Below are 18,670 nucleotides of genomic sequence, written 5' to 3'. Positions count from 1 at the left end.
TCTCGGTCAGCATTCGTCTCCAAACAGATAGGTTCAGCCAGCAATGGTCCCGGTACCGCCTGCGCCACCCACGTGGCACGGCATGCCACCAGAGGTGAACACGGGCCGTCTGATGGTCGGTGCCGGCCCGGCGCCCATGCTTCAGGCTGCGGCCGGCTGGGAAGCCATGGCGGTGCTGCTGGAGACGCAAGCTGACGAATTGGCAGCGGCGCTGGCTAACCTCACCTCGGTATGGAGCGGTGCAGCCAGCGAACGTGCGGTGGCCGCAACCATGCCCATGGTGATGTGGTTGCGCACGACGGCGCTGCAAGCGCAGAAGCGGGCATTGCAAGCCTCGGCTCAGGCCAGTGCATATTCGGTGGCGCTGGCCACGACTCCGCCTATTCCGGAGATCGAGGAAAACCACATCACCAACGCGGTTCTCAACGCGACGAATTTTTTCGGGGTCAATACCGGAGCCATCGCCGCCAACGAGACGGACTACGTCGTCCGGATGTGGAACCAGGCGGCCGGCGCCATGGACGCCTACCAGGCCGAGACGGCCGTGAACCTGCTGTTCGAGCCGATCACCCCCATGACGCCCATCGTCATGCCCGGAGTGGGTGAGACGACCGCGGCCGCGGCGCTGGCGTCGACGGCACCTCGGGCCGCCGAGGGCGCCCTCCGAAATTTGGTGATCGAACAGGTCGGCGCGACTGCGATGATTGAGTCGGTCGGTTTGATCACCGGCCGCACGGCAGCACAAATCAATCAGGGTGAACAACGCGCGGTGGGCGCCGCGCAGAATGCACAGAATTCGGCTCAGCAGACTCAGCAGAGTCAGCAACCGGCGCAGCAAGGCCTTCAGCAAGGGATGCAGATGGCCATGCAGATGGGATCGCAGGCCGCCCAGATCCCGCAGCAGTTCGCGCAGATGATCCAGAGTCCGATGCAGACGCTGACTCAGCCGCTGCAACAGGTGACCCAGATGGTCAGCCAGTTCAGCAGCATGGGCGGCGGGCACGACAAGGGCATTCAGATGGGCTTGCTGAACGCGATGCCGTTCTCGAACCATCCGTTGGCTGGGGGATCGGGTCCGAGTTCAGGGGCTGGGCTGGTCCGGGCGGCGTCGCTGCCGGGGCTCGGCGGTACCGCGCCGCGTACCTCGCTGCTGTCCGGTCTGCTCGGCACGACCGAGGACGTCAAGATCCCGGCCGCGACAGGTGCCTCGTCCAACGCGACGGGCGGCCTGGCTCCGGTCGGAGCGGGCGGTGCCGGTCCGATGACCGGTGCTGCCAAGGAGAAGAAGGAAGGTGAGTCGACGAAGCAGGGCCTGGTCGCTGCGACGCCGCTGACCTACGACCAGTCGGAAGACGAAGACGACGACTGGTAAGTGGTTGCACCACAAGACTTCCCGGCCACGGGGTCGGAAGACTCGCCATACCCATGGTGAGGACAAAAGGAAAATAAGGGGTATCCAACATGGCAATGAATACAGACGTTGCCGTCCTCGCCAAGGAGGCCGGCAATTTCGAGCGCATCTCCGGTGAGCTGCAGAGCGTCATCGCGCAGGTCGAGTCCACCGGAAGCACGCTGGCCAGCCAGATGGTCGGCCAGGCCGGCACCGCAGCCCAGGCTGCGCTCGCACGGTTCCACGAGGCCGCTGCCAAGCAGGTCCAGGAGCTGAACGACATCTCGCAGAACATCCACCAGTCGGGCACCCAGTACAGCTCGACCGACGACGACCAGGCCTCCTCGCTGTCCTCGGCGATGAACATCTGACCTAGAGACAACAGAGAAACGGAGAATCAGACATGACGGAACAGGTTTGGAATTTCGCCGGCATCGAAGGCGGAGTCGGCGAGATCCAGGGCGCTGTCAGCACCACCCACGGTCTGCTCGACGAGGGCAAGGGCTCGCTCGCCGCGCTCGCCTCGGTGTGGGGCGGCTCGGGTTCGGAGGCCTACCAGGCCGTTCAGACCCGTTGGGACAACACCTCCAACGAGCTGAACACCGCGCTGCAGAACCTCGCGCACACCATCAGCGAGGCCAGCTCGACCATGGCGCAGACCGAGGCCGGCGTCACTGGCATGTTCGCCTAGCACGACCATATGCACGCTTGTGGGCGGGTAGGCTAGCCGACTAGGCCAAGCCTCACCCGCCCACTGCGTGCGCCTGGGTGTGGACACCTGAATATCTTTATTTTCACTATTCTGAGGGGACCCCATGTCGGCCGACTATGACCGGCTCTTTCACTCGTCAGATCCGGGCAAACCGGTTGACGATGCCACGATCACCGTGGACCGAGATGCCATTCTGAAGGCCACGGCGACACCGCCGCCGATGCCGACTGGGGACACCGGATCAGGCGATGCACCGTCGACGCCGATGCCCGTGACGCCACCGCAGACCCAGGCGCAGTCGGCTCCGCCGCAGCGGCACGCTGAGGCGCCGCCGCCCATGCCTCAGATGCCGCAGATGCCGCCCCCTCCGGCCGCACCGCAGTGGCCGCAGAACTCGATGTTGCGCGCCCCGCAGCAGCAGATGCCCATGGGGGCCAGGCACGAGCAGCCTCGCACGCTGCCCGGTCCGCCTGCCCGTGTGGCACCCGGCCCGGCGCCCTCGCAGTTCCCCGAATTCGATCCCGAGATCAGTGGCGCATGGCGTGCCGGACAAGCGATTCCGGTTCCGGCCCAACCGGTCCAGACTTCCGCCGCGACCATGGGCAACCATCGCGCCATCGACGCGTTGTCGCACGTCGGTGTGAAAACCGGCGTGAAGATGCCGTCGCAGCGGGGCTGGCGGCACTGGCTCTACCTCATGACGCGCATCAACCTCGGGCTGTCGCCCGACGAGGTGTACGAGTTGGATCTGCACACCCGGATCCGCCGCAATGCCCGTGATTCGTACCAGATCGGCATTTTCGGCCTCAAGGGTGGCGTCGGAAAGACCGCCGTGACCGTTGCGCTCGGGTCCGCGATGGCGAAGATCCGCGGTGACCGCATCCTCGCCATCGACGCGGACCCGGACGGCGGCAACCTGGCCGATCGGGCTGGCCGGCAGTCCGCGGCAACCGTGTCCGATCTGCTGTCCGATCAAGAATTGTCGCGCTACAACGACATTCGCGCGTACACCAGCATGAACTCGTCCAACCTGGAGGTGCTGTCCTCCGAGGAGTACAGCGGTGCCACCCGCGAGTTCAACGATGAGGACTGGAAGGGTGCGACATCGATCGTGTCGCGCTACTACAACCTGGTTCTCGCGGATTGTGGTGCCGGCCTGTTCCAGAAGTCGTCGCGGGGCGTGCTTTCCACGGTGTCGGGCATGGTGATCGTCGCCAGCGCCTCCATCGACGGCGCCCGCCAGGCCGCCGTCACCATGGACTGGCTGCGCCAGAACGGTTATCAAGACCTGCTCGGCCGCTCGTGTGTGGTGATCAACCACGTCACCCCGGGCAAGCCGAACGTCGATGTCGAGGACCTGGTGCAGCAGTTCGAGCGGCACGTGCCGCCGGGCCGAGTGATCGTGCTGCCGTGGGACAAGCACATCGCCCAGGGCACCGAGATTCAGCTGGATCTGCTCGGTAGTACCTTCCAGCGCCGGATCACCGAGCTGGCCGCGGCCCTGTCCGATGACTTCGACAGGCTCGAACGCCGTTGACCGCCACCGCCGCCGCTTCAGACACGTCGAGTGTGACGCCGGGCCGCCCGGCGACCACACGGGTCACGGTCCTCACCGGTAAGCGAATGACGGACCTGGTGCTGCCCGCCGCGGCGCCGATCGAGACCTACATCGACGAAACCGTCAGTGTCCTGGCCGATCTGCTCGAGGACACTCCGAAGGATGTGCTGGCCGGATTCGATTTCACTGCGCAGGGCTCCTGGGCCTTCGCGCGCCCCGGCGCACCGCCGCTGAAAGCCGAAGAATCCCTAGATGATTCCGGTGTGGTCGACGGATCGTTGTTGACCCTGGTGTCGGTCAGCCGCACCGAGCGGTATCGGCCATTGGTCGAGGACGTGATCGATGCGATCGCCGTTCTCGACGAGTCGCCGGTGTTCACCCGGGAGTCGTTGCACCGCTTCATCGGGATCGCGATCCCCGTGGTCGCGCTGGCCATCACCGTGATGTCCGTCGTGGCGTGGAGCCAGACGAACCACGGCTGGTGGTGGCCCTTGGCGCTGGCCATCTTCGGCTTGGGCCTGTTGGGCGGCAGTGTGTTCGCGCAGAGCAACTACAACAACATCAACCTTGCCGAGAGTCTGTTGCTCGGTGCCGTTCCTGCGCTGGCCGGGGCCGCCGGCTTGGCGGTACCGCTACCCAACGGTGTCGACGGCTTGGGTGCCCCGCAGATCGCCGGTGCCGGGGTTGTCGTGTTACTGCTGACGTTGGCGACGCGCGGCGGCCCGCGAGGTCGGGCCGAGGTCGCGTCGTTCATGGCGGTGTTGGCGGTCGCCATCACCGGCGCTGCCGTTGCCTACGGGTACGGGTCGCACGCCTGGGTGCCCGCCGGAGCCATTGCCTTCGGCCTCATCGTCGTCACCAACGCGGCGAAACTGACTGTCGCTGTGGCCCGTATTGCCTTGCCGCCCATCCCCGCTCCTGGCGAGGTGGTCTCCAACGACGAGCTGCTCGACCCGGTCGCGGGTCCTGAAGCGGCTGAGGAGGAGACCTCGACCTGGCAGGCGATCATCGCTTCGGTGCCGGAATCGGCTGTGCGGCTGCAGGAACGTAGCCTGCTGACCCGCCAGCTGCTGATCGGCTTCCTGTCCGCAGGTGCCCTGGTGTTGTCCATCGGTGCCATCGCGGTTGTGGTGCAGGGGCATTTCTTCATTCACAGCCTTGTCGTGGCCGGCCTGGTGTCGGTGGTCTGTGGCTTCCGGTCCCGGCTGTACGCCGAAAGGTGGTGCTCCTGGGCACTTCTGTCGGCCGCCGTGATCGTCCCGACGGGCGTGATGGTCCGGCTGTGCCTGTGGTACCCGGACAGCGCCTGGCTGGTGCTCGCGATCTACACCGTCGTGGGTGTCGTCGCGCTGATCACCGTCGGTGCCACCGACGGTGTGCGCAGGATTTCCCCGGTTACCAAACGCATTCTCGAATTGACCGACGGTGCTGCGATCGCCGCGGTGATCCCGTTGCTGCTGTGGATCGCCGGGGTATACGACCTGCTGCGGAATCTTCGTCTGCATTAAGACTTGTCACCGATCCTGGGCGGGGCAGTGCGCCGCCCAGGATCACCTATTTGTGGACCGGTTGAGAATTCGTGCGTCAGGGGTAGCTGCACCGCTGGGATACTGACAGTCAACTGTCGAGTACCTGGAGGTGGTCCGTGGGGCTGCTCGATACCTACATGGAGACCTGGTCGCAGGCGCGGGAGACGTTCGGCCAGGGCACGCCAGACGACGGCTCACGGTTCGACGGCAGTTCCCGGTTGCAGCAGATGAAGGCCAACGTCGAAGCAGCAGCACCGGATTCCCGTTGGCAGGGCACTGCTGCGGACGCCTATGCCGCCGCCAACAAGGCGCATGCTGCGGTCTACGGCAAGCTCGCAGACCTGGACAAGCGGATGGCCGCCGAGGTCAGGAACGCCGCGGCCGTCGTCACCGCGGGTCGGCAGAATCTCGATGTGAGTCGCGACTGGGTCGCCAGCGCCGCATCGTCGGTGCCCAACAACGAAGCAGGCCGGCAGGCGTTGATGAACATCGTCAGCAAGGGCAGCGGCGACATCAGCGAGATCATCCAGAAATCCACCGCCGACATGACCGAGATCGGCAGGCGAATCCAGGGACTCAAGGGCGAATATGAGGCGCTCACTCGTCAGAAATTCGGCCCCGGCTCCGAAAAGCCGCGCGACATCCACGAATTCAAGGGCGACGGTAAGGACGAGCGGCCGACCAAGACGGACATGTCGTCCGGTGACATCAACCAGATCGACCAGGCGAATCGCAAACTGCTGCAGGAGATGCTCGACGAATACCAGCGCCTTCCCGACGGTCAGGTCAAGCGCGATCGACTGGCCGACATCGCGGCTATCCAGGACGCACTGAAGGTGCCCGGTTCGCACCTGGTGTATCTGGAGAAGCCGGCCGACCCGTCGCAGATGATCCCCGCGGCCACGTCCGTGGGTGATCCGTTCACCGCCGACCACGTGTCGGTGACAGTTCCCGGCGTGTCCGGGACGACGCGCGGAACCATCGCCGGGATGACCGGTGAGGCAGCCCAATTGCGTAACGAGGCCATCGACATAGCCCGGCAGGTCGGCGACAGCCAGAACGTCGCCACCGTGGCGTGGGTCGGATATCAACCGCCGCCGAATCTCGGCGACTCCGGCATGCTCAGCGATGACCTTGCTCAGGCGGGGGCACCGAAGCTGACGTCCTTCCTGCACGATATCGATGCGGCATCGAAGAACCCGGGCCACACCACGGCGCTGTTCGGGCACTCGTACGGCTCGCTGACGTCTGGGATCGCGCTCAAGGAGGGCGCCAGCGCCTACGTCGACAACGCGGTGATGTACGGCTCACCGGGCTTCGAAGCCACCAGCCCGGCACAACTTGGCATGAACGACAACAACTTCTTCGTCATGGCGGCACCCGACGATCCGATCAATCCGATCGGGGCACTGGCGCCACTCCACGGGTGGGGATCGGATCCCAACGACATCATCAACGATGATGGGCACCTGCGGTTCCGATTCCAGCACCTGGAGACCTCAGCCGGCGACACACCGATACCAGGCTACGAATCGAAGACCGGTGCGTCGGGGCATTCTGAATACGGACGGGACGCCGAACAACGAATGACCGGTTACAACCTCGCGGCGATCCTGCTCAACCGTCCGGACCTCGCAGTGAAGGAGACGCCTCTGTCATGGTGAATCCCCGGCGTTCCTGGCGCGCTCTGGCGACGGTCTCCTTATTGCTTTGTGCCTCAACATTGATGGGTGGATGTCAGGTGACCGAGAATCCGTACGAGTCCAAGACCGTCAAGGGTGACGACGCGATCCAGCTCATCGACGGGCTCCGGCCCAAAGGCTCTTTCGAAACGGCCCGCCAACGCATCACTGACACGGCCGCGGCGATCGCCGAACGCATCGTCGTGGCCGTTCCCGGGCAGAGCTGGAAGTTCGAGGACGATCCACACGGACTGGACGCCAAGCGGCAGGGTTTGCCGTGCGAGAAGCTCACCGGCGACATCGCCCGCCGCCCGATGGCCGACCCCGTGGTGTTCGGAAGGACTTTCAGCACAGAGGAATTCGCGACGGCCCACGATATCGTCCGGCAAGAAGCGGCCACCTACGGCGCGACCGACCAATCGTCTCTCTTCAACGATCAGGCCAAGCGCGACTACGCCGTGACGGGCAACGGGTACGAGTTCAAGCTGGGCCAGGTCAAATACGCCACACTGGAAATCACCGGGGACTGCTTCCTGATGCAGAGCGTCGTGAATCTTCCCCCCGGGCAACTGCCGCCCGAACCGCCGATCGTCCCCACGCCGTGAGCGGTGCGCTCTGCTGCCGCGAATTCAACGGAACGCTGTGATTCTGCTGCTGTAGCGGCATTTTCGTCGAATTCAGAGTTCTTTGGTGTCGACCATGTCAGGGCTGTCGAACAACGAATGAGATGTGCTGTTCAAGTCGAAGCCGACGTGGAAACACAGCTCATAGAACAACCGGTACAGACGGCGGTGGGTGGTGAGCTCGAGGTTGAGCAAGGCTGCGACATAGGGGTTGAACTCAGGCGAACCAGCCGCTCCGCCAACACCATCCAGATGTGTCCTCAGCGGCACCCGATGTGTTTCGGCCGCCAGGCACGTACCCGCGCGGATCATCAGTTGATAGTCCGGTGGGTCAGCCCGGCGGCGTGGCGGGTACGGCGCGAACGGGTATGCCGCGACGGCATCGGCAGCCGCCTGCAACGAACTGACGGACTCCGTGATCGCCTGGGCGGTGTCGGCGTAGGTGCCGGCGTTGAGGATCTCCTCCGCGCATTCAACTTGCAATCTGAGATGTGCTTCGAGGACGTCTACTACGGACTGCAGCCAGGTTGCGTAGTCGTCGTTGCCCTCTGCGAGTAACTCCGCGACGCAGGATCGGAGCTGGCGTACGACGGCATCTGGGCCGACGGAAGCGAGAGTCGACGGTGAGCCGATATGAGCCAAACGATCAAGAACTTCGCGGGTACCGGCAACGACTGCAGCCGCAAGTTGTTGCTCGTTATGCGCAGTGAGTAGCTGCATGTCGAGGTCGGCGTACATCTCCGGCAGCACCGGAAGCGGCGGACATCGAAGTGAGTCGTCGTCCTCGAGTGGGAAACTCACATCGTTACCTCTCATCTGATCGGTACCATCGACCCGATGACCTGGACGTTACCCGATTGCCAGGCCACGTTAGAGCGCAAGTTTGCTGTCAATGACCCCAATCAATGAGCTCATCGAAGGCTTCGATGAAGTCGGTTCCTTCGAGATTCCTTACGCCCGCTTGCCAGCTCGGGCACGTACTGCCTATTCGGCGGAGTTTGTGCGTTGGTCCGATATCGCAGGCGAGAGCGAGCGTTCGTTGCTCAGCCGGCCGAAGGCGGGCCGCGCGACTGTGCGTGCGTTGTTGTCTGCCGCGGAGGACGCGGTTGCGGCTAATCGTCGAGCACGCGCGTCGGGTGATCAGATTGCCGTTCCGGAGGCGGTCGAAAGAGCTCTCGGTGAACTGGCCCGACGCGATCGAATGCTGTTGTCGGCGCGGGTGTGGCCAGACCAGCCGCGTTCGCTGCCCGTGGTGGCCGCGAAGCTCGGCGTCAGTCCGTCATGGGTGCAGCGGAACTTGCCGCGAGCGCGAGCCGCGTTCGCCGAGCTGCTTACCAACCCTGTTCATGCCACCATCGCTCGGCGGGCCGCGAATCTGGGCGCTTCATTGGGTTCATACGCACCCGCGCGATTCGTTGATGATGAGCTCGGTCGCATCGGCGTTAATCCGGGGAGTGAGGCTGCGCGGGTGTTGTTGTACCTCGCCGGCCCCTACACGTCCCGCGGCGGCTGGTTCGAGAATGTTCGTGCTCACGGTCGGGACAACGCGGCCGCCGCGGTTGATGCCGTATTCGAACGCTGCAGTTCGCCATCCACCGAGATGCTCTCCGAGGCGCTGGTCAGCGCCGGTATGGTCCCCGAAGTCGTTGCGGCGTACCTGGACAGCGAGGCCGGTTTGCGCAGAATGGGTGATGTCTGGATCCCGTGGACCGGCACACTCGCCGATAAAGTTGCAGCCGCACTGGAGGTTCTGGCGTCCCCGGCGGTTCCGGAGAGCATTGCCGATGCATTTGCCGGCGAAGTGTCGTTGCGTGCGATCCAGGATGCGCTTTACGCCGATGACCGGTTCGTCCGCACCAGCCGTACGACATGGGGACTCCGCGCTGACGGGATCCGCACGTACACAGGAATATTCGACGAGGTTGCGACCCGGATCGACGCAGCAGGCGGCAGCATCGCCATATCCGACCTAGTTGACGACGTGATGGCCAGCGTGCCCGACATCGACGAACAATCGATACGGCTCAGCCTCAACACGTTGGCGTTCGTGACGGAAGGAGCACTGGTGCGGCGTCGCACCGACGATGACGAGTTCCCGCCGGTCGAGCCGGTGTGCACAGTTCGGGGCGCGTTCAGGAACGGGGACAACGAGATTCGACTGGCTGTCACTGTTACCGACGAGATGGTGCGGGGGTCCAGCCGTCCAATATCTCCGTCCGTGGCCGCGGCGGTAGGGGTCGCGCCGGGTACCCGGCGGGCTTTTCGCGGTCCGCACGGCGACATCGCCGTGGTCTGGCGGCTGTCGTCGACAAACGGGCCGAACATCGGGTCGCTGCGGCCGCTGGCGTTAGCGACTGACGCGGTGCCGGGAGACACTCTTGTGTTGGCTTTCCGGCTTGACGATGCCTCGGTATCCGTGGAACGCATCGGTGCGCATGTCACTTCGGTTGACCGGTTGGCTTTGCTGCTCGGTGGTCCGGTGACTGACGTTGGCACGGCACTCGCTGCGAGCGTCGATTGCCCGCGGGACATCCTCGAGCAAACCTTGCGTGACCGCGGTGACGGCGACCTGGCCGACCTGATCGATTGAGCTTTCTGCTGGGTACGGGCTCTGGAATTTGGCGTCATCAGGGGCGGGCTTGCTCCGGTAGCATCCACCGCAGGGATTTGAGGACGGGTGGCCCATGCACAGGGAACGGCGTGTGCACGTCCCCCCGGTGAGGCGGGTGGCGTGTGACTGAGACGTTGCGGATCGACACAGATTTGGTCAGGGATGCCGGCAATCGGTTGTCGGCGATTGCAGGCCAGATACCGTCGCCGCCGGAGGTAGGTCCTGTGCCGGGTAAGGACGACCTGTCGACCGCAATTTCCGACCAGATCACCAAGGTGGTTGATCCGGTGCTGACGCAGCTGCCCGAGGTCAAGAACGCGTTTGCGGCGTACTCAGGCAACGTGACGAACGCAGCCTCGACGTATCAAAGCACCGACGAACAGATTTCCCAGGACATCAAGCGCAAGTTAGGGATCCTCGGCGACGAGCCGAGTACTACCGGTGGATCAGGGGGTTCGCCGACATCGACGCCGAGCGGCGGTGGTGGCGGTGCTAAAGGTGGCGGTGCTAAAGGCGGCGCCCACGGAGGTGGGGCTTCGCCGTCTGCAGGCCCCGGTCCTGGCAGTCCTTCAGCAGTGCCTGCACAAGGCGCCCCGGCGGCTGGTGGGGACCAAGGCATGGGCCAGATGGGCCAAATGATGCAAATGCCGATGCAGATGGCTCAGCAGGCCGCGCAGGTTCCCGGGCAGATGCTGGGCAGCCTGAGTCAGTTGCCGCAGCAGGTTCTGCAAGGTGTGCAACAGATCGTCGAGGCGGCCAAGGGCCAGAGCGACGGCAAGGATGCTGACAAGACTGACCAGGGGCAAGACCCCGGGCAGGATAAGCAGGGTTCCGAGGCTGAGCACAAGGATGGCAAGGACGCTGGCCAGCCGAAGTCGCCGCAGGCGGGTGCGCAGGGTGGGACCGGCGAATCGAAAGCGCCAGTACAACATCCGCACGCTGCGCCGACTCCAGGACCTAGTGCCGGTGAACGCGCGCCGGTGAACCCGTCGCCTGCCACGCCACCGCGGCATGCTGCCGATCCAACGCGTGATGTGTGATGAACGAAGCTGTTTTCGATCTGTCGAGCGCTTTGAGGGGATGCTGAATGACGTTGCCGCCGCCGCCATCGGGTAATCCCGGGCCGCCGCCCCAATATGGCGGAGGCGACCCGTTTGGGCCGCCGCCGCAGGCTGGTCACTCGGGTTATCCAGGGGCGCAAGGCGGACCGCCACAGCATCACGCCCCCCAATGGCAGCCGCCGCAGCAGCAACAGCCGCCGGCGTGGGCGCCGAATCCTGGTGCTCAGCCTCCGGGCCTCCCGCCGAAGAAGCGAGGTAACGCCTGGAAATGGGCCTTGGGCGGAGTCGCGCTTCTGGCGGTGATCGGCGTGACTGCCGCCGTCTCGATCTCTGTCGTCAAGGGCAAGGACGGTGGGGGTGGCACGACCGCTCAGCCCATCACCTCAGGTGCATCCCAATCACCGACCGCATCGAATTCCGACATCGCCAGCGCGAATGACACAGGTCCCGCGACCATCATCACGGAAGATCCGACTTGCGCGGCGTGGACGCCGATTAGAAGCACAGTAGCAGACGCACAATCCAAAGCAGGCTGGGCAAATCATGACTATTCGATTCCAGCAACTGACTGGACTCCGCAGTTACGTGAAACATACAGTGCAGTCAGCAAGGCGATGAACGCCGCAGCCGATCAGACGGTGACGTTGGTCAGGAAAACGCCGAATCGTATAATGCGTGAGTTGTATGAGCAATTTATTGCCTACTCTCGCCAGTTTGGTGGATTACTGAACAACTACGTCGTCGCGGATAATAATGTCGCCAACGTCGCTAATAATTCGTTCATAGCTGTAGGCTATGTGTGCGACGCGATTACATACAAATCTGCTGCGGCACGGGCGCCGTTTGTTCCAGATGTCGCTCCGCCGGCCAGTATGGCTAAGCCGGGTGACCCGAGTGATCCAAAACGATTCATGACGTCGCCCGAGAATGACTGTGCGAAGTGGAAGTCCCTATTTGATAACTTTAACGAAGATACCAAATCGTGGGGTGACCTCGATCCGAACATCTCAGCCACTGAATGGACACCTGAACAGCGCGCCACAGTAGATAGCGTTATACCGATTATGAAAAAGTATGCAGACGATGTGGAGAGCTTGGGCCGCAGCAGTCAGAATTCGACGATTGTTGATTTCGCCGTGTTTTCCGCTCAGTACTGGCGAGCCTATGTATCTGCACTACCGTCCTATGCACGGTCTGATCTTTATCTGACCCAGGTCGCAAGCCGACCGCCAGCAATTATTGTGCAAGCATGCCAAGCGCTCGGGGCCTAAACAGCGTGAGAGAAGATTCGAATGAGCGTAGCTAAGCCAAACGACCCTTACGGTATGGCGGCTCCTCCAGCTTGGCCCGACGCTGACGAAGATGCGCTGGAAGCTTTGTCTCAAGCTTTCCAGACTGCAGCGAGCACAGTTAAGACACAGTTGGAATTAGCCCAACACGAGCAAGCTATGATGTTTGCAGGTGCGGCTATGTGGTCCGGTGCTGCTGCAGGTGCCGCCCACGGCGCTCTTGGTCAACGCATTGCTGAACTTCAGAATCTCGCAACTTCACTTCAAGCTGCCGCCGATCTGTTGCATAAGTGTAGTGAGGCAGTAAAAGACGCAAAAAATCAGATCTCAACAAACGTCGAGAACGCTAATCATGACATTGAGAGTGCCAATAACAACAAGGATGCCGACTCTGATCAGAAGAAAAGCTACATTCAGCAGAAAATTCGAGATACACGAAACGCTAACCTGTCGCTGATTCAGGCCGAGGCGGGCTTTGTCTCAGGTCAACAGCCCAAGCCGGATCCGTCGCATTACGAAATGAAACTTGATGGTGGTAAACCAGGGACGAATGCTCTGGGTGACACGCAGGGGAGTGGCGGGGCACCGGGGCAGGCGCCTCCGCCAGGACCCAAGAACAACTCAGTGGCTGGTCAGCCCGTCTCGTACGTGACATCGCCAACGACGCCCAGTATCGATGATTCGGGTCCTTCATCGTCGCCCGGCGGGCCGACTGAGCCCTCGCCTGCGAACCACGAGGTCGGCAGTGCCCCGGTCGCCACCGCGGGACCACCACCTCCGGCCGCGACACCTGTTCCGACTCCGGTACCCGCTAAGCCTCCGGCACCTGCACCAGTGAACCAAGAGGTTGACACGCCAGTCTCCACTGTGAATCCCCCGGAGCACGTCGCCCCTGTGGTTACCGCACCGCAGCCGCACCCAGGCCTCGACGCTCCACCCCCGACTGCTCCTGCCGGTGCGCCAGTCCCAGGCGTTCACGGGGCATCTGGAGTGCCCGGCGCGCCAAGCATCGCCAGCCCTGGCTCGCCAGGTGGTGGACGTCCGCCTATGGGCCCGCAAATGATGGGCAGCCCTGGGCAAACTCCGGGGCAGCCGTTGACGCCGCAGCAGCAGCTCAGCGATTTCACGAAGGCCATGACCGACGCTGCGCAGCAGGCGGCGCAGAATCAGCCATTCACCCCGCCGCAGACGGCTGGGCACGGGCCGTCGTCGGCTCCCGTGAATCCGTCTGCTGCGTTGCAGCCGCCGCCTTCGGCCCCGTCGGCGCCGGTGGATTCGGCGCCTGCCGCGTCGTCGTCCGGTGGTGGAGCGAGTTCATCTGCGGCGCCATTGAATTCGAATGTCAGTATGAGCAGTGGACCGTCATCAGGTATGCCGCTGGCACCCGCACCGTCGTTGCCGACAGCAGGGCCGCCCGCACAGGGCGGCGGTGCACCCGGGCCGATGGGTCCCGGCGTGGCCGCAGCCTCGACCTCACAGGGCGCCTCGGCGAACGCTGCCGCAGCACCAGCTCCGGTACCGGTCACGGCAGCGCGGGCTGAACGTGACGCGATCGCGGCAGCCCAGACAGCAAATGCCATGCGGCGCAAGCAATCTGGGAATGACCCGTTACAGCTGGCGCGGCGTATCGCGGCGGCCTTGAACGCACCGCCGTCGGTTCCCCAGTATGCGTGGGGCTTCGTCTGGGCTACTGGAATGACCAGCGATGGCGGCATCCTCGTCGCCAACAGCTACGGCATTGCCTACATACCTGACGAGGTCAACCTGCCCGAGCAGGTACGCATGGTCAGCGCCGACGAATCAATTTCGGCGGCGGATCGGGCAAAATGGGCGACGTTCCCGTTCCTCGCGTTGCAGGACTGGGCACAGCATCAAGGCGTGAAGCTCCAGGCGGTCGTCGGCACCAAGGAGCAGCTGACTGGTATCGATCCGGGTGCCGCCAAGGTGATTCTGGACGAGAGCGATATTCCCAAAGATGGCCGGATGCAAGGCCGCAGCCGACTCGAGATCATTGCCCCGGGGGCGGCGGCGATGCTGGCCGGGACCAGTGATGCCGCGCTGATCGATCTGTTGCCTCCGCGGCCGGCCGATGACACTGCACCCGTGGACAAGTCGCAGTCGCTGTGGCGTGAAGTGCAGAAGCCGTTGATGCGCACGACGGAAGGTCGTGAGGTCGCGCACTTGCAGGCCTTCGTGAACTACGCGAACCACCAGGAAGAGCTGGCGTTGCACCGCGCCCACGTGTCGGGTAGCTCCGACGCGCAGCGTGCAGCGATCGCGGATTGGGCCTACTGGCAGCACATCGGTGTGTTGATCAGTGATGGACTGATGCCAGCGACACCAGTCTGATTGGTTGATCGCGCGGGATCCGACACCGCACGGTGATAGTCGGGGAAGTGATCGCGCAGTCGATCAACGGCTGTGCGTACGCGTGACGGAAGCATTGCGAGGGCGAATGCGCCGTAACTGATGCTGTTACGGCCCGTGAATCGCCGCTTGTCCACATTGTTTCAGGAAGCCGTTCGACGAGGTGCTCGGAGCGGGCCGACTCTCCGAATCAGCTGCCCCACCGCTCACCAGAAACAACTGTCTGCAAACACTTTTCGGGCCGCGAGGCGTTATTGAGGTCGGTCCTCAGGGTGTACGGCGTCGCTCATGTCGATTCCTTACCGGGCTCTTTGCGGCGCCGTGGTGGTGCTTGACGCCTGATGACCGGTTCAGTGTGAGCACGGTCTTCGACGTACAGATCTTCGTCGGGTGACAGGTTGGGATTGCGGCGCTTTTCCTTACCCTGTTGGCCGCCAGCACCGTGGCCCATCCCACCGCCCATGCCGCCACCCATCCCACCGCCACCGGCGCCGGCAGGGGCCGTTCCGACAGGCACAGGACCGCGAGTCGGCGTCGGTTGCGCTTCAGTTCCACTGGGGGCCGCGCCGAGCGGCGCGGATGGGATACCTCCCCCGCCGCCTGCGCCCCCTCCGCCGGCACCCGCTCCGCCGCCGCCACCAAGGCTGGCTGGCTTCAGGCTGGGCTCTTTCAGGTTTGGCAGCGACGGCTTGGCACCGCCCAGTCCAGCAGGCATGCCGCCGGCAGGTGAACCGCCTCCACTGGCAGGTGAACCGCCGCCGCTTCCACTGCCGCTTCCTGGAGAGGCTCCCGCACCGGATGGTGAGCCTGTTCCGGCTGAGCCTCGGGACTGTGGCTTCTGAGCCGCCATGCTTGCCTCGGTATCACCAGCGGAACCGGATCCGTTAGAAGAAGCCGGACGTCCGCCGCCAGTGCCGCCGGACTTCTGAGCCGGGTTGTCCGTGGGGTTTTGGATCTCGCCACCGGGTTTTCCTGCCGGCACGTCAGCGGGTTTGACCGCGGGCGTTGAGTACGCACCCTGCGGCGGTGCGTCTGGTCGAACGGGCGACATATCGAGCCTGCTGGCATACCGAGTCAGCGTTTCAGTGGACTTTTCCTGCATCTGTTGGTAGCGGGCGCCCCAGGATTCGTCATTGGTGTCGTTGACGGCCGCGACATCTTGCTCGGAGGGGTGGTTCGGCTGCTCCGCGTAATGCGTGTCGACGAGCTTTTGTATCTGATCGCTTACCTTGCCGCACGCGGGCGCCAAAGTGTCCAACAGCCAGCTCTGATGGCGACGGAATGCGACTTCGGCAGCCTCGGCCGAGGCGCCTTCCCAGTGCGTGTTGTCCAAGTTGTACAGGTGGGCGCGCTCGCCGATGGCCGTCTGCAGTTTCTGAATTTGTTCCTTCAAGTCGAGCAGACTTCGCCCGCCGTCGGAAGTGTTGATGGCTTTCGCGGCGGGTTCCCAGTTGGGATCGTCGTCGGCGGACGGAGTCGACAGACCGTCGCCGGCATACGTCACGGGTACCGGCGCGGTGTCGAATTGCGGTCGCGGCTGTATTGATTCAACGCCGGTTGGTACACCGCCGTCGACAGATCGTGCCTTGGCTTCGTCGACCAGGCGATAGACGTCAGCAGTGGCACGCAGGCACGCCGCGAGCCGCTTCGCTTCGGCATTCCCGGCCTCAACCGTAGATCGGAGGTTCTCCAGCGACGCAGAAATGATGGCCACGGCTTTTCGGGCCATCTGAAGCTCGCAGGGCGTGTCTCCGAGGCTCGGCATTTCCGGCACGGTGGGAAGGTCCGCCTCCAGGTCGCTGGCTTTGGCCTCCAGCGTCTCCGGCGTCACTTTGACGAATGACTGTTGGTTTGGCATGGAATTCCCCTCTATCGCAACGCCATCCGAACGCGGTTCCATTCAGGGTCTGCGATCGTGACCGTGCTGCCCTGCAGCCGCAATGGTCGAGTGGTGCTATTCGGGTTGGGTGAGCCCGGCGACCATTTGGTCGAGTCGTTCGCGGTCGGCGGTTATGGAGGCCGAGGCTTTGGCTGTGGCTTTGTGTAGTGCCTCGTTGAGGCGTTGCTCTACGGTGGCGGCGCCCAGGCGCAGCAGGCCGTCTTCGATGAAGACCGATTTCAAGTGGTGGTGGCCGTTGAGCGTTACTTCAACGGTGTTGGTTTCATCTGCAGCGGTGAAGGTTTCGGTATTCATCTTGTGTAGTTGATCGTCCATCAGGGCCTGCAGCTGTTGAGCTTTCTGCAGGACTGCGGCGACCTCTGGATGCATTCCGTCGGTCATGAGGACTCCTTACCATCTTCTTTGCGACGTCGTGGTGGTGCTTGGCGCCCGATCACCGGTTCGGTGTGGGCTCGGTCTTCTATGTACAGATCTTCGTCGGGTGACAGGTTCGGGTCGCGGCGCTTTTCCTTGCCTTGCTGGCCGCCGCCGTGGCCCATACCGCCACCGCCCATGCCACCGCCACCCATGCCACCGCCTGCGCCGGGGGGCCCAGCGGGAGCTGTGTTAACAGGAACTGGACCGCGCGTCGGCTGTGCATCGACGGCAACCGGGGCTGGGCTCAGCGGAGATGACGGGATACCGCCACCGCCGCCGCCAGCACCACCGCCGCCGGCCCCTCCACCACCGCTACCGAGTCCGGCTGGTTTCAGGCTTGGCTCTTTGAGGTTCGGCAGAGACGGCTTGGCACCGCCCAGTCCACCGGGCATGCCCCCGGCGGGCGCGCCGCCGCTGGACGGTGAGCCACCGCCTGCGGGCGAACCGCCGCCGGACGGGGCGCCCCCGCTGGATGCACTCGCCGACTGCGGTTTGGTGGCGGCAGAGTTCGGCGCTGCGCCGCTGGCTGGGCTCTTGCCGTCTTGTGGAGTCTCGTCGCCGCCACCGCTGCCCGCCTTGTCGCCGGGACCGCCTTGCTCGCCTTCTTTTTTGCCCAACTCTCGGGACTTGTCCCGCGGCGCAACTTCTTCTGGCTTGACTGCGGGGGATTTGTAGGCGCCTGGCGGTGGCGCCGAAACTGTCACGGGCTGGGTATCGACACCTGCCGCGTAGTTGTCCAGAACGTTGGTCGATATGCCCTGCAATGCCTCGTACGGACCCTGCCATGAACCCTCAGGCAGCTCGAAGATCTTCGCCACCATCTCCGGTGTCGGGTGCGAATGTTGCCAAGTCCCATGCGTACTCATCAGCTTGTCGATCTGGCTCGTTACCCTGTCGCAAGCAGGCGCCAGAGTGTCGGTCAGCCACGTTCTGTGGATCACCAACGCGGACTCCGCGGTTTGGGCGGCTTGACCGTCCCAGATTGTGTCGCCGAGGTTGAACTTGTCGGCATGCTTCACGACTAGGTCACGGAAATTCTGGACGGCGTCCCGCAAAGCCGACAGCTTGCCTACACCGTCGCCACCGTAGATGTGCTCGGCGGCAGGTTCTAGGTCGTTGTCGACGCCCTTGCTTGATGTCGGCTGGGGTGTGGCAGGGGTAGGCATCGGCTCAGCTGGGGGCACGTTGGGGTGCGGCTGAATTGACTCGACTCCTTGGGGAACACCGCCCGCGATCGACTTCGCAGCGGCGTCCTCGACCAGCTGGTAAGCATCGGCCGCAGCGGATAAACATGCGGCGAGCCGCCTGCCCTCGGACTCTCCGGCTTCGGCGGCGTTTCTCAGGTTCGTCACCGATGCCCGGATGACTGAAACCGCTTCTTGTGCAATTTCGAGCTCGCAAGGGCTGCCGGAGAGGTCGCCGGGATCTTGCGGGGCTTGCGGAAAATCATCTGTCAGCTGGCTCGCCTTCGTCCTCAGCGTTTCTGCTGAGATCTTCAGAGGCGTCGGATCACCGTCTCCCATCGGAATCC

General features: G+C 63.8%; 16 protein-coding genes and 1 pseudogene. 12 read left to right on the top strand and 5 right to left on the bottom strand.

The genetic code is table 11. The annotated features are described in order from the left end of the window. Positions 1-82 precede the first annotated feature (82 nt). The 7 genes from RMCB_RS15575 (at position 83) to RMCB_RS15545 (ending at position 7,476) form a co-directional block, all read left to right on the top strand. Positions 83-1,372 carry a PPE family protein gene (locus RMCB_RS15575; protein ID WP_062829566.1) on the top strand — a complete coding sequence of 430 codons (1,290 nt, stop codon included), beginning with the start codon at positions 83-85 and terminating at the stop codon, positions 1,370-1,372. A gap of 89 nt (positions 1,373-1,461) precedes the next feature. Then, positions 1,462-1,761 carry a WXG100 family type VII secretion target gene (locus RMCB_RS15570; RefSeq protein ID WP_029368902.1) on the top strand — a complete coding sequence of 100 codons (300 nt, stop codon included), beginning with the start codon at positions 1,462-1,464 and terminating at the stop codon, positions 1,759-1,761. A 32-nt stretch (positions 1,762-1,793) separates the two neighbouring features. Continuing rightward, positions 1,794-2,081, top strand: coding sequence for a WXG100 family type VII secretion target (locus RMCB_RS15565; RefSeq protein ID WP_029368901.1), 288 nt, complete (start codon positions 1,794-1,796; stop codon positions 2,079-2,081). Between the two features lie 124 nt (positions 2,082-2,205). Further along, on the top strand, positions 2,206-3,639 hold the full coding sequence (locus RMCB_RS15560; RefSeq protein WP_062829454.1) for a MinD/ParA family ATP-binding protein: 1,434 nt from the start codon (positions 2,206-2,208) through the stop codon (positions 3,637-3,639). Further along, positions 3,636-5,168, top strand: a complete 1,533-nt coding sequence (gene eccD, locus RMCB_RS15555) for a type VII secretion integral membrane protein EccD (protein ID WP_062829453.1) — start codon at positions 3,636-3,638, stop codon at positions 5,166-5,168. Before RMCB_RS15560 ends, eccD begins: the two co-directional genes overlap by 4 nt. Positions 5,169-5,326: 158 nt before the next feature. After that, on the top strand, positions 5,327-6,853 hold the full coding sequence (locus RMCB_RS15550) for an alpha/beta hydrolase (protein WP_062829565.1): 1,527 nt from the start codon (positions 5,327-5,329) through the stop codon (positions 6,851-6,853). Further along, positions 6,847-7,476 carry an LppA family lipoprotein gene (locus tag RMCB_RS15545; protein ID WP_062829452.1) on the top strand — a complete coding sequence of 210 codons (630 nt, stop codon included), beginning with the start codon at positions 6,847-6,849 and terminating at the stop codon, positions 7,474-7,476. Before RMCB_RS15550 ends, RMCB_RS15545 begins: the two co-directional genes overlap by 7 nt. A 72-nt stretch (positions 7,477-7,548) precedes the next feature. On the opposite strand, the gene RMCB_RS15540 is transcribed toward RMCB_RS15545, so the two are convergent. After that, the gene (locus tag RMCB_RS15540; protein WP_131805536.1) at positions 7,549-8,232 is read right to left on the bottom strand and encodes a hypothetical protein; all 684 of its coding nucleotides are present in this window, start codon (positions 8,230-8,232) and stop codon (positions 7,549-7,551) included. 154 nt (positions 8,233-8,386) lie between these two features. On the opposite strand from RMCB_RS15540, the gene RMCB_RS15535 reads away from it, so the two are divergent. The 4 genes and pseudogenes from RMCB_RS15535 to RMCB_RS37045 form a co-directional block, all read left to right on the top strand. Further along, positions 8,387-10,084: a sigma-70 RNA polymerase sigma factor region 4 domain-containing protein gene (locus tag RMCB_RS15535; protein WP_062829450.1), complete on the top strand. Its 1,698-nt coding sequence runs from the start codon at positions 8,387-8,389 to the stop codon at positions 10,082-10,084. Positions 10,085-10,227: 143 nt separating this feature from the next. Beyond that, positions 10,228-11,145: a hypothetical protein gene (locus RMCB_RS15530; protein WP_234792119.1), complete on the top strand. Its 918-nt coding sequence runs from the start codon at positions 10,228-10,230 to the stop codon at positions 11,143-11,145. Between the two features lie 329 nt (positions 11,146-11,474). Then, positions 11,475-12,437 carry an ESX-1 system-associated protein gene (locus RMCB_RS15525; protein WP_234792118.1) on the top strand — a complete coding sequence of 321 codons (963 nt, stop codon included), beginning with the start codon at positions 11,475-11,477 and terminating at the stop codon, positions 12,435-12,437. Positions 12,438-12,458: 21 nt separating this feature from the next. Continuing rightward, positions 12,459-12,782: pseudogene (locus tag RMCB_RS37045) on the top strand (WXG100-like domain-containing protein); the annotation flags it as partial. An 839-nt stretch (positions 12,783-13,621) separates the two neighbouring features. On the opposite strand, the gene RMCB_RS15520 reads toward RMCB_RS37045, so the two are convergent. Continuing rightward, entirely contained in the window at positions 13,622-14,035 is a 414-nt protein-coding gene (locus RMCB_RS15520) for a hypothetical protein (RefSeq protein WP_062829448.1), read from the bottom strand. Here RMCB_RS15520 and RMCB_RS15515 point away from each other — a divergent pair. After that, positions 14,034-14,804, top strand: coding sequence for an EspK C-terminal domain-containing protein (locus tag RMCB_RS15515; protein WP_072278479.1), 771 nt, complete (start codon positions 14,034-14,036; stop codon positions 14,802-14,804). The two genes, RMCB_RS15520 and RMCB_RS15515, sit on opposite strands and share 2 nt — an antisense overlap. Positions 14,805-15,108: 304 nt before the next feature. On the opposite strand, the gene RMCB_RS36830 is transcribed toward RMCB_RS15515, so the two are convergent. The 3 genes from RMCB_RS36830 to RMCB_RS36825 all read right to left on the bottom strand — a co-directional run bounded on the left by RMCB_RS36830 (position 15,109) and on the right by RMCB_RS36825 (position 18,662). Beyond that, a complete protein-coding gene (locus tag RMCB_RS36830; RefSeq protein WP_062829446.1) occupies positions 15,109-16,680 on the bottom strand; it encodes a PPE domain-containing protein in 1,572 nt (523 codons plus the stop codon). Between the two features lie 96 nt (positions 16,681-16,776). Next, entirely contained in the window at positions 16,777-17,103 is a 327-nt protein-coding gene (locus RMCB_RS15505; protein WP_029368885.1) for a YbaB/EbfC family nucleoid-associated protein, read from the bottom strand. Continuing rightward, a complete protein-coding gene (locus RMCB_RS36825; protein ID WP_062829445.1) occupies positions 17,100-18,662 on the bottom strand; it encodes a PPE domain-containing protein in 1,563 nt (520 codons plus the stop codon). The genes RMCB_RS15505 and RMCB_RS36825 overlap by 4 nt, the downstream gene beginning before the upstream one ends. Positions 18,663-18,670: the final 8 nt, after the last annotated feature.

The organism is Mycolicibacterium brisbanense, assembly GCF_001570425.1.
Classification (GTDB): domain Bacteria; phylum Actinomycetota; class Actinomycetes; order Mycobacteriales; family Mycobacteriaceae; genus Mycobacterium; species Mycobacterium brisbanense.
Note: the sequence above shows the minus strand (reverse complement) of the source record. Positions and strands in the feature narration are given on the sequence as shown.

Excerpts from the sequence above, each read along its gene's own strand:
- RMCB_RS15560 (WP_062829454.1), top strand. The coding sequence starts at position 2,206 with ATGTCGGCCGACTATGACCGGCTCTTTCACTCGTCAGATCCGGGCAAA.
- RMCB_RS15535 (WP_062829450.1), top strand. The coding sequence starts at position 8,387 with ATGACCCCAATCAATGAGCTCATCGAAGGCTTCGATGAAGTCGGTTCC.
- RMCB_RS15505 (WP_029368885.1), bottom strand. The coding sequence starts at position 17,103 with ATGACCGACGGAATGCATCCAGAGGTCGCCGCAGTCCTGCAGAAAGCT.
- RMCB_RS15565 (WP_029368901.1), top strand. The coding sequence starts at position 1,794 with ATGACGGAACAGGTTTGGAATTTCGCCGGCATCGAAGGCGGAGTCGGC.
- RMCB_RS15550 (WP_062829565.1), top strand. The coding sequence starts at position 5,327 with ATGGAGACCTGGTCGCAGGCGCGGGAGACGTTCGGCCAGGGCACGCCA.
- RMCB_RS15545 (WP_062829452.1), top strand. The coding sequence starts at position 6,847 with ATGGTGAATCCCCGGCGTTCCTGGCGCGCTCTGGCGACGGTCTCCTTA.
- RMCB_RS36825 (WP_062829445.1), bottom strand. The coding sequence starts at position 18,662 with ATGGGAGACGGTGATCCGACGCCTCTGAAGATCTCAGCAGAAACGCTG.
- RMCB_RS15520 (WP_062829448.1), bottom strand. The coding sequence starts at position 14,035 with ATGGCATTTGCTGTCTGGGCTGCCGCGATCGCGTCACGTTCAGCCCGC.
- RMCB_RS15575 (WP_062829566.1), top strand. The coding sequence starts at position 83 with ATGCCACCAGAGGTGAACACGGGCCGTCTGATGGTCGGTGCCGGCCCG.
- RMCB_RS15570 (WP_029368902.1), top strand. The coding sequence starts at position 1,462 with ATGGCAATGAATACAGACGTTGCCGTCCTCGCCAAGGAGGCCGGCAAT.
- RMCB_RS36830 (WP_062829446.1), bottom strand. The coding sequence starts at position 16,680 with ATGCCAAACCAACAGTCATTCGTCAAAGTGACGCCGGAGACGCTGGAG.
- RMCB_RS15515 (WP_072278479.1), top strand. The coding sequence starts at position 14,034 with ATGCGGCGCAAGCAATCTGGGAATGACCCGTTACAGCTGGCGCGGCGT.
- RMCB_RS15540 (WP_131805536.1), bottom strand. The coding sequence starts at position 8,232 with ATGTACGCCGACCTCGACATGCAGCTACTCACTGCGCATAACGAGCAA.